A 1,016-nucleotide genomic window follows, 5' to 3' on the forward strand; every position below is an offset into this window, starting at 1 on the left:
CCTTTGTCCTGCCATTTATAAATTCAAAAACAACTTTAAATTTAAGCATATGTGTATCACCTCTTCATCTACTAGTTCGACAAAGAATGACAAATCACCTGTTTTTAATAAAAAAGGACACTGATGAATCAGTATCCTTATGCTTATTACTTCAATAATACCCCCTGAAACTGAAAGGTATGGCAGGTCCCGAAATAGGCGACTGTCCTCCACCCCCAAGTTTCGGAGCCTTGGCAGGATACCCCAATGGATAATTCCCCCACCAACTGTCAACTTCACCACTAGAATTCAGTACATATCCAGTAGGACGTCCAAAGGAAGGCATGAAATAAGGGTAGAAAGTATAGTTAAAAGGCGTATAGAAATTAGAATAAAACATTTAATCACCTACTTTGTTTGAATTTGTAAAAAAGCCTTCATTAAAATATGAAAGCTTTTCTTTTATTGTGAATCATCGTTTTCAACAACTTTTTATTACTCGAACAAAATAAAAAACACCCAAGCTATGGGTGCTTTTTATACACTTAACATGTTAAAGGAGAAAACGATTCGTTAGCAAAAGAAGTACTGACCATTAATATTATGCTCGAATGTGAATTTACCTATACTGTGCGGTTCTCATTTTTTATTATAAAGCTTGCTAGTCCAATATCAAGAACTGTTCTTTCATGAGATTGTATGTCCCATAATTGTTGATGGTAATCTGGTATATATACACTTCCGTCATATTGAGCTTTAATAACACGTCGGAAATTCTCACTTGAGCATTGCACAATGTAGGACTTTACGCCATTTTCCTCTACAACATTTAGTACTTTAAAATCAAATTGAATTTTCATTCTCTAACCACCGACTCTCTACCTAATAATTTCTACAAAAAGTGTAATAATCCTTCTCTATATATTACTAAAAGAATATTTTCAGCTGGCATTATTCAATATAACTTTTAGCTGCTCCATACGAAAAACCATAAACTCCAACTAACCATAATCTCATTTCATGCCTTTGCTCATCAG

At 34.0% G+C, this 1,016-nt stretch carries 1 protein-coding gene; it reads right to left on the reverse strand.

Translation table 11 applies throughout. The features are described from left to right. Positions 1-602 precede the first annotated feature (602 nt). The gene (locus AC1DRF_RS29465) at positions 603-839 is read right to left on the reverse strand and encodes a hypothetical protein (RefSeq protein ID WP_016764066.1); all 237 of its coding nucleotides are present in this window, start codon (positions 837-839) and stop codon (positions 603-605) included. Positions 840-1,016: the final 177 nt, after the last annotated feature.

This window comes from Priestia sp. P5_B4, assembly GCF_056400385.1.